The sequence below is a fragment of the Nostoc sp. 106C genome (assembly GCF_002154725.1).
GTDB lineage: Bacteria > Cyanobacteriota > Cyanobacteriia > Cyanobacteriales > Nostocaceae > Aulosira.
Genome location: NZ_MTAW01000070.1, coordinates 1 through 10,204, shown reverse-complemented (window position 1 = coordinate 10,204; position 10,204 = coordinate 1). Strand labels below are relative to the sequence as shown.

The window sequence follows — 10,204 nt, the reverse complement described above, 5'->3', positions numbered from 1 at the left end:
GCATACGCCTTGTGAGCTTTCTTACCACACCCCCCACTTTTAAAACATCCTCTAAGTACTGGAGAACTTTGCTTTGAAGATTTGTTAGGGAAAACACAACCAGTAAAGCCTGATGCACTCGCAAATCTATTTAAGTTAATAGCTAATCAAGTGAAATGTGTAGTTTTAAATGCTTGTTATTCAGAAGTTCAGGCAAAAGCCATTGCTAAACATATACCGTTTGTTATTGGCATGAATCAATCTATTGGAGATAAGGCAGCAATTGGATTTGCTGTAGGCTTTTACAAAGCATTAGGAGCAGGTCGCTCATTTAAAGATGCTTATGAATTTGCTTGTGTAGAAATACAATTGGCGGGAATTCCTGAATATTCTACACCCACTCTTTTAGAAAAAGAAAAGTTAAAGGAGGTTGACAATAATTAGATTGTTTTATCTATTAGCAGTACTGACCTTTTCTCTCAAAGATTTGCACAATCTTTTCCTGGTGTTAGAAACATTCAATCATTCAATTCATCTAGCGAAGTGATTCCAAGGTTATCTAAATTGCTGGCAGACCCTTTAACCTTTAAAAAAGATAGCGGCAAAAATAACCCAATCTGGTGGTATAGAGGTTACAGAAATCTTCAAATAGAATCATTTGAGCATTTGGAGAATAATATTGTTCTTATCAATGAACAAGAGTTACAAATTAAGCAAGTCATAGCTGTGAATACTCGTGATTACTATCAATGTTTTATATATATTGAAACATTTCCAATGGAGCCTAGCGGTCTTTACAACTGGGAGAAACGTGAAATCCAGCGTATGATTGAACAATATGGATACTATAATGAAGAATTTGGAGTTTATCAAAGAGAGTTTTTTGTTACAAGATCTGAATATGATGATGGTGCCGCCACTATTAATGGAAAACTTGTAGAATTGGATTGGAGAGCAACTGAGCTAAGAGTAAGATATTTATCTCCCTATAATCTAATTATAGCTGCTTCTGAGAGTCCGATAAACAATCCATCATTCGATAATTTTTTTGAAAAAATAATGAATAACATTCTAGGAGGTAATGCAAACATAGAAGATTTAAATCGAGCAGTTCTTGAATTGCCAAAACGATCAAATATCTAAATCTTTTGCTAATCTCAACTCCTTTGATTGGGATAATATAATTCAGTACGGTTCAGTTAAGGAGAATCGTAGGTTGGGTTGAGGTTTTTGGCTGTCACTGAACCGTATTGTAGTATAATTAAGTATTACCTTAGTGTATTTCTAGAAGTTACAGGATTAAACTGCTGCCACAATCCTAAACGCTTATTTTTGGCATTGGCTTCTGCGATTAAAAATTGAGTTTTGCTTTCCTCGCAGTAATATAAAGAATCTCGCTCGACAACAGCGTTACCCTCTTCAACTAAACGGAGATTTACTGAGCGATTATCTACATAGACTTCACCCAGTGTCCGCTCACTCCTATCTTGATCTACGCTTCTGATCACTACCGGACTCCCAGATGGTAGCAGTTGTTTGAGTTTTTTGATGCCTGCTGAAACATACTGCTGTTTAGTTTCCTTAGGTATATCAATACAAACTAATTTAACTGTAGCTGTTTGACCAGTATCATCTTTAATACGAATTGTATTGCTATCTGATATACCAACTACTGTAGCTAGCACTAACATTAACTGTATTAAAGCCATTTGTTTTTAAGTATTATTTTATGCTTTGGTCTTGATTCTATCTAAGTAATTAGCAGGTAATTGTGAGTTAAATCACAAGCTGTTGTTAAGCAGCAAAACTAACTGAGCTAGCATTTCTGTTACATAAATCGCAACAATACCAACTTTCAGTTTTGCTCTCAGCGATACTGAGATTAACTTCATCTATCCTGAGGTTTAAATTATGCCAATCTCGATTAAATTACCTAATAAATCTGCTTTAGTGATGAGTGCGCTGCTAGGAAGTGTGATTTTTACCAGTTGCGCTTCTGTTCCGCAACAATCAAAACAGCAATTATCACAAAGTACAGGCGAACGCGCCCTCAATCAAGAAGCACTTGCTAATAGTACTGGGAGTGTTGCGCAAAAATCTGAAGCAGCACCAGTACCTCAATCCCGTCCGCAACTGATTAAAAAAGCAACAATAACTGTAATTGTTAACTCTGTAGATCAGAGTATCGATGCAGTCTCCAAAATTATCAATAACAAACAAGGTGATTTAATTGGGTTAAATGAACGTCAACCCACGAGAGAAAACACACGTCATACTGCATCTATAACGCTGCGGATACCGCAGAACCAACTAGACTCAACTCTCGATGAACTGGCTAAATTGGGTACAGTAGGAAATCGCAATATCACAGCGGAAGATGTCAGCAATCAGTTGGTAGATTTCCAAGCTAGATTAACCAATCTGCGCAGAACAGAAGCCAATTTGCAAAAAATTATGGATCGCTCTGGTTCTGTGAGAGATGTATTAAGTGTTGCTCAAGAACTTAGTAATGTGCGGCAATCAATTGAGCAAATAAATGCCCAACTGAAAAACTTACAAAACCAAGTTGCATACTCTACTATTACATTGAACCTAGAAGCAGCAGTTTCTAGCAGTAGTCCACAACGAGGTTTAGGTTCACAAATTCAAGAAACTTGGAATAACTCTAGCCACTCTGTTGGAGAGTTCACCGTTGGCTTACTCAAATTGGCTATTTGGTTAATGGTTTACAGCCCTTATTTTTTGGTTTTGGCTGCTGCTATTTATGGCTTGAACCGTTGGCGGCGCAATTCCCAGCCTGTAAGGACAACACCACCAGCAGAGAATTATGATGGATGAAAAGATGAAAAAATTATATTTTCTGAGTTTTGGTTACTGATAGTAAAACTAGTACCGCTGTGCGGAATTCAACATTTAAAATTATGGCTACGGAGTAGATAAAATTTTAATATGTGACAGCCTATTGTTTGAGATGGCTGAAACAGTCTTTTGGATTGTAGAGACTTTGCATCTAAAGTTTCTGCAATCTTAAATGCTGGGGAAGCTTTCAATTAGGCATCAATTAAAAATAAGTAGTGCGAGCATCTTGCTCGCGCGGGCTTTCCGGCCCGTACTACAAATATTAAATTGTTCAACTTATTTTTACACGACTCCTTAGCTAATAGATTGGGAAATTACACACTAGTAGTTACTCAGTATCATATTGTAATTATTAAGATTGTACCAATTAACACGAAATAATCAGGCGCAGGAATGCCAAGATCAAAATAAGGACGCCCAATGCTATTGAAAGTACTATGCCTGAAATACACCAATCAATTGCTCAGCACTACCACGAACGGACTAAATATAACCCTGAAACGCTAGCCTCGAAAAGCCAGAGGTTAGATTGGGCTAAGCAACCAGTACCGTTCAAAGAGTACAGAATTGGCTCGTCTTTCGACCTTAAACCCTACCTTCAAGAAAATTCCGCGGCTTCTGTTGATAGTGCAGATGCTCAATGGTGGCAGAGACTTTCACGGCTGTTGTTTCGTAGTTATGGGCTGACAGCGAGAATGCCTTCGATGGGCAGTGCGGTATATTTACGATCTGCCCCCAGTGCTGGTGGGTTATATCCGGCTGAGGTTTATATCGTTTCTAGAGGGACGCAGTTGTTACCAGCTGGGTTATATAACTACCAATGTCGGACTCATTCCCTAATGCAGTATTGGGAAAACGACGTTTGGCAAGCTTTACAAGCAGCTTGTTTTTGGCATCCGTCCCTAGAAAGTACGCAATTGGCAATTGTCATCACTGCGGTATTCTATCGTTCTGCTTGGCGCTATGAAGATCGGGCTTACCGCCGCATTTTTTTGGATACAGGACACCTATTAGGTAATATCGAGTTAGCGGCGGCGATTAATGATTATCGTCCCCACTTAATCGGCGGCTTTATTGATGAAGCTGTCAACGATCTACTTTATATCGAGCCGCAACAAGAGGGAGCGATCGCAGTTTTGCCTTTGGCAGACTTGTTAGATATCAAACAAAATTTACCACTGGGACGAACGGCTTTACCTTCTGCCACCGAAACCGATTACCCGATCATCCCTGATGGCGAACTGCTGAAATATTTTCATCGCCACACGCAGATCCAATCTGGTACAACTGGCAAACTCAATTTACCAGAGGTAAAACAAGATAGATCCTTAGAGGATAAATACAACTTCCCTTTCTGTCTGAAAATTCCTACTGCTACAACACCCATCAACTGGGGAGAACATTTGGTAGAACTGGACGACACCATGCACAAGCGCCGTTCTACCCGTGCTTATAGTGGTGAAGATTTGACCTTTGATGAACTCAAAGCCTTACTTGATTTCACTTACCAACCGCAAAATTACATTTACCAAAATTTAGATCGTTCTCCAGACTACTTTGACCTAAATTTGATCGAAACATTTATTGCGGTTTGCGGAGTCAAAGGATTGGAAACAGGGTGTTACTATTACGCACCTAAAGCGCAAGAATTGCGACAAATTCGCTTTAAAAACTTCCGCAGAGAGTTACACTTCCTCTGCTTAGGGCAAGATTTAGGGCGAGATGCTGCCGCAGTACTATTCCATACAGCAGATCTGAAATCTGCGATCGCTCAATATGGCGATCGCGTTTACCGATATTTACACATGGATGCCGGACATTTAGGGCAAAGGCTGAATTTAGCAGCGACTCAACTCAATTTGGGCGTCAGCGGTATTGGTGGCTTTTTTGACGATCAAGTAAATGAAGTTTTGGGTATTCCTATAGATGAAGCAGTTCTCTACATCACTACTTTGGGACGACCGAGATAGAAGAAAACACTTAGGACACAAAGATTTTTTGTGTCCTTTGCGCTCTTTTTGATTCGTTTTTTGATTTAAAGCTCTAAAGGCGAATCTACAATTTTCATCCCACCCCGTTGCGGATTAATTCCCTAACCTTAACCAGCAAAGAAGACATTGCGATCGCGTTGCGGATCAGTTCGCAAATATCCCGTTACAGGAGCACTGTAGATAGTTGTATCTGGCTAAATGCTGAACAAGGAAGCGGTATAATATCTCTTGACCTTGGACTAAACCAGTTTTTGACAGCAACTTTGTTACAATAAGACCGCTGCCAGTTATAGCCAAGCGTAGCAAGAACTGGTGACGATTCAGCCCCTGTAAACGCTTCAGTTCATGAAATCAAAGCTTTGAAGCAAAATACTGCCAAGCAGCCTAGGAGTCCAAGAACCTTAGTAGAGCTTGAGGAAAAGTTTGTTTAGCGATCGCACATATTACGCAACACTCGCAATTGTAGTTTCTTGAAGCCTCTGTTTGCATTAGTTATATTGCAAAAATTGTATAAATTATGTTGCAAACAGTAACCGTATTCTCTTAAAAGGTCTGTTGGCGGAGTATTATTTTTCTTAAGCAATATTATACGCACTATTATTCAGTTCAATGTGGTGAAGATTTGCAGCAACAAATCAGTATCTCAATCAGCTCGTTACTCTGAAGCATCTTTTGACAAAACAACTCATTAATTCACAGATGAGCTTTACTGAATTTCAGATAGCATAGCCAAGGTTCACAGGAGAGTACCTAAATTAAGTCAAAAGTTTGAGTATTTTAATAAGAAAAATTTTGCCTTCTGACCAGTGATACCATTACCTGAAAATGAAATTCAACGGCTGGAATTACTTCATCAATATCAAATTTTAGATACACCACCAGAAGAAATTTTTGATGAACTTACTCAGTTGGCTGCAGATCTGTTTGACATGCCAATGGCAATTATTAGTTTAGTCGATGCTGAGCGAGAATGGTTTAAGTCCAAAATTGGCATTAATCAAACAGAAATTCCTCGTAGTGTTTCTTTTGGTGCCTACACGATTCTTGAAAGCGAAATATTAATCATTCCAGATACCTTATCCGATGAGCGATTTGCAGCAAATCCTCTGGTGATTTCAGAACCTTATTGCCGTTGCTATGCAGGAGTTCCCCTAATTACTGTAAGCGGCTTTGCTATGGGTAGTCTTTGTGTATTTGATTCTGTTCCTCGTGATTTCAGCGATAAGGAAAAAGCAATATTACAAAAATTAGCCCGACAAATCATCAAATATTTAGATTTCAATCGAAAAAAAAATATTTATGAAAGCCAAAATAATTTTAATTTACTTTTTTTAAATCATCCTAATCCTATGTGGGTGATTGATTGCCATAATCTGAAGTTTTTAGATGTCAACGACGCTGCTGTTATCCATTATGGCTATTCTCGATCAGAGTTCTTGCAAATGTGCGTAACTGACCTGATAATCTCAGAAAATGTGCCTATTTTAGAACAAAATTGTGAGCAGAAAAATAGTAATACAAACTGCTCTAGAGAATGGAAGCACCTCCGCAAAGATGGGCAGATTATTGATGTTGAAGTTGTTGCCCATTCGATAGAATATACTAGTTATAATGCTTGTTTAGAAGTTATTAGAGATATTACCAATCACAAACAAAAAGAACAAACCCTGCATAATAGCGAAGCTAGACTACGGGCAATTTCAGAAGCAATTCCTATTCCATTATTAATTTCCCGTCTATCTGATAGTCTAATTTTATATGCAAATCAAAAGTTTATAGAAACATTTTTATCAACTTCAGAAGATTTAATTAATTGTCGGCAAGCTTACGATTTTTATTACAACAGATCTGATAGAGAAATAATATTAGCAGAGCTTGCCCAACATGGCTATCTTCATAACTATGAAATGCAACTAAAAAGAGCAAATAGCACTTCATTCTGGGCAATTGCTTCATTTCAGTTTTTAACATTTAACGGAGAAGCTGCTATTTTAACAGTTTTGTATGACATCACCGAACGCAAAAATGCAGAAACAAGTCTCCAAGAGCAAAATGAATTTCTCCAGAATATCTTTGAGAGTATTCCGTTAATGATTGCACTCATCGATGTCAACGGTAAACTGCAATGGGTAAACCAAGAGTGGGAACGTACTTTAGGTTGGAATCTTCAAGATTTGCAAACTTGCGATATTTTGCAAGCTTTATATCCTGACCCAGAAGACCAGCAATATGCGGTTAATTTTATTCAGTCTGCACAACGAATTTGGGGTGACTTTAGAACTCAAACTCAAGAAGGTCGTGTCATTGATACCTCTTGGACTAATGTTCACCTAGCAAATGGGCAAATCATCGGTATCGGGCAAAATATTACAGAACGCAAGCAAACTGAACGAGCTTTAAAAACTCAGCTAGAACGGGAACAGTTGATGCGAACCGTTACTGGGCGAATTCGTCAATCTTTAAATCTCCAAGATATTCTCGATGCTACCGTAAAAGAAGTACGAGATTTACTTCAGGTTGATCGGGTGATAGTTTTGCGGTTTGCTTCAGATATGAGCGCTACAGTTGTAGCGGAATCAGTGGTTAATGGCTGGACAGCTTCGATAGATGCACAGATAGTAGATACCTGTTTTCAAACAGGTGGAGGTAAGGAGTATTATCAAGGTCATAAAAGAGCGATCGCTAACATTTACCAAGCTGGACTAACTGAATGTCACATTAACCTATTAGAACAGTTTGAAGTAAAAGCAAATTTAGTAGTACCTATTCTTTTACAAGTAAGTGAAGAAAATCTTAGCTCTGGTCTGTGGGGTTTATTAATCGCACACCAATGTTCTCGGACTCGGGAGTGGGAGGAAAATCAATTAGATTTACTCGATCAACTATCGGTGCCAATAGCGATCGCTATTCAACAATCTAGCATCCTTCAACAAGCCCAAATCGAAATTGCCCAAAGACAGATAGCTGAAGCGGAATTAAGAAATGCACTAGCAGAAAAAGAAGTTTTGTTAAAAGAGATTCATCATCGAGTTAAAAATAACTTGCAAATTGTCTCTAGTTTGTTGCAACTCCAGTCCCAAACCCTCAGCGATCCTGAAGTTATCAAAGTGCTGAGAGACAGTCAAAATCGGATTGATTCAATCTCACTAATTCACAGAAATTTATACACTGCTCCCAATATTGGGCAACTTGATATTGCTGACTATATCCAGAATTTAGCAACAAGTTTATTAATTTCTTATCAAGTATCGCCTGCTGAGATTGGTTTAGAAACTTATATAGATTCTGTAAACTTGAATGTTGACCAAGCCATTGCCTGTGGCTTAATTATCAACGAATTAATCTCAAATGCTCTCAAACATGCTTTTCCGAACCAAGAAGTAGGCAGTATTATTATTAGATTATGCAATCTCGGTGATAGTATTGAAATGACTATTCGAGATAATGGTATTGGGTTCTCGAATGAGATTAATTGGAAAGATACTAATTCATTAGGCCTTTCGTTAGTTTATGACTTAGTTACAGAACAACTAGAAGGAACAATTATTTTAGAAACTCATCACGAAACAGTTTTCAAAATTAAGTTTCCCCAGTTAACTTTACAGTAGTAAACATCAAATGGTTCAGGTGAGGGTTTTAGTTGTAGAAGATGAAGTGATTGTGGCCAGAACTATTGCTAGCCAACTTAATCAACTAGGTTATATTGTAACGGGTACAGCTTCTTCAGGAAAAGTTGCCATTGCCAAGGCGCTAGAAACTAAACCAGAAATAGTGTTGATGGATATTATCCTGAAAGGAGATATGGATGGTATTGCTGCTGCTAGTTATATTCGTGAGCAATTAGATATTCCCGTAATTTTTCTTACAGCTTACGGTGATGCTAATACTTTAGAACGGGCAAAAATTACTCAACCTTTTGGATATATTGTTAAACCCTTTACGATCAAAGATTTACAAATAGCGATAGAAATAGCTCTGTTAAAATATCGGTTTGAATATGAGCTACGGGAAAATCGAGATCAATTAGAAACCCTTTTAAATTCGATGAGCGATGCTGTGATTGCCACAGATGAGCAAGGAATTGTCACATTTATGAATCCGGCATCTGAAGCCTTGACAGGCTGGTATAGAGAAGAAGCTTTAGGAACTGAGGTGTCGAAAGTTTTTAATCTTGTCGATGAAGTTACAAATTCTATAATAGAAAACCCTGTAACCAAAGTGCTGCGAGAGCATAATGTTGTTTATTTAGGAGATTACATTTCTTTAATTTCCAAAGATGGTAGAAGGGTACCAATTGGCGATAGTGCTTCACCACTAATGCGACGACCAGATCAAGTAAGTGGTGCTGTAGTTGTTTTCTGGGATATGAGTGAAAGGCGTCAAACAGAATTGCTCAAGCAAGCCTTAGAAAAAGAGCAAGAAGTCAACCGTCTGAAGTCTTTATTTATCTCTACTGTTTCTCATGAATTTCGCAATCCCCTGACTGTAATTCAAACTGCAATTGAGCTAATTGAAATTCAGGGAGCAAATTTGCCAGCTGCAAAAAAAACAACTTATATCAAGCGAATTCAAAGTGCTGTACAAACCATGAAACACCTCATGGAAGATGTACTATTTATGGGTCGTTCTGAGGCTGGAAAACTTGGATTTAATCCGGCTCCTATCAACCTAGACATATTCTGTAGAGATCTAATTGAAGAATTTTCTCTTATTGAAAGTAACTTGTATGAATTTGTATTTACCTCTAATTGTGAGATTACCGAAGTTTGGATGGATGAACGCCTCTTACATTACATGCTAGGAAACCTACTTTCAAACGCAGTCAAGTATTCTCCTAAAGGTGGAACAATTAAACTTGATCTCAGATACGATCCTGTTGAGGGCGCAGTCACTTTTCAGATTCAAGATCAAGGCATTGGTATTCCAGAAACAGACCAGAGCCGCCTTTTTGAATCATTCTATCGAGCTTCAAACGTTAAATTAATTCAGGGTAACGGCCTGGGTTTAGTCATTGTCAAAAGGTGTGTCGAAGCCCACAATGGTCAAATCAGTGTTGCTAGCCAAGTAGGAATCGGTACGATTTTTACAATAATTTTGCCCCTAACTTCAGAATTTTCTACTACTGAAAATGATGAATGAAAATGGCATTTGTCATTTGTCATTAGCCCTCTTGCATAAGTCAATATTTTGAATATCAAACCACAGATAAACACCGATAAACACAGATAAATATCGGTGTTCATCTGTGTTCATCTGTGGTTCCTTTTTTGCTGATTAGCATTTTTGTAAGAAGTCTATTGGTCAATACAGTTCAGTTAAGAAAATTCATTGGCAACAAAGTTCACAAATAATTACTAAACAAAAAACCGAACAAT

The 10,204-nt window shown here is 38.0% G+C and carries 7 protein-coding genes; 6 read left to right on the top strand and 1 reads right to left on the bottom strand.

The window, feature by feature from the left end:
- The first annotated feature begins 81 nt into the window (after positions 1-81).
- Together BV375_RS07070 and BV375_RS07065 are read left to right on the top strand one after the other, a co-directional pair.
- Positions 82-423, top strand: coding sequence for a hypothetical protein (locus BV375_RS07070; RefSeq protein ID WP_208099071.1), 342 nt, complete (start codon positions 82-84; stop codon positions 421-423).
- Positions 424-543: 120 nt separating this feature from the next.
- Positions 544-1,122: a hypothetical protein gene (locus BV375_RS07065; RefSeq protein ID WP_143842019.1), complete on the top strand. Its 579-nt coding sequence runs from the start codon at positions 544-546 to the stop codon at positions 1,120-1,122.
- 125 nt (positions 1,123-1,247) lie between these two features.
- On the opposite strand, the gene BV375_RS07060 is transcribed toward BV375_RS07065, so the two are convergent.
- Positions 1,248-1,688 carry a thermonuclease family protein gene (locus BV375_RS07060; RefSeq protein WP_086758722.1) on the bottom strand — a complete coding sequence of 147 codons (441 nt, stop codon included), beginning with the start codon at positions 1,686-1,688 and terminating at the stop codon, positions 1,248-1,250.
- Between the two features lie 202 nt (positions 1,689-1,890).
- Between BV375_RS07060 and BV375_RS07055 the strand changes: the two genes are divergently transcribed.
- From BV375_RS07055 to BV375_RS07040, 4 genes are all read left to right on the top strand, one after another.
- Positions 1,891-2,817 carry a DUF4349 domain-containing protein gene (locus BV375_RS07055; RefSeq protein ID WP_086758720.1) on the top strand — a complete coding sequence of 309 codons (927 nt, stop codon included), beginning with the start codon at positions 1,891-1,893 and terminating at the stop codon, positions 2,815-2,817.
- A 458-nt stretch (positions 2,818-3,275) separates the two neighbouring features.
- Positions 3,276-4,808, top strand: coding sequence for a SagB/ThcOx family dehydrogenase (locus BV375_RS07050; protein ID WP_086758718.1), 1,533 nt, complete (start codon positions 3,276-3,278; stop codon positions 4,806-4,808).
- An 830-nt stretch (positions 4,809-5,638) separates the two neighbouring features.
- Positions 5,639-8,437 carry a PAS domain S-box protein gene (locus BV375_RS07045; protein WP_086758726.1) on the top strand — a complete coding sequence of 933 codons (2,799 nt, stop codon included), beginning with the start codon at positions 5,639-5,641 and terminating at the stop codon, positions 8,435-8,437.
- A gap of 10 nt (positions 8,438-8,447) precedes the next feature.
- On the top strand, positions 8,448-9,968 hold the full coding sequence (locus tag BV375_RS07040; RefSeq protein WP_086758716.1) for an ATP-binding protein: 1,521 nt from the start codon (positions 8,448-8,450) through the stop codon (positions 9,966-9,968).
- The last annotated feature ends 236 nt before the right edge of the window (positions 9,969-10,204 follow it).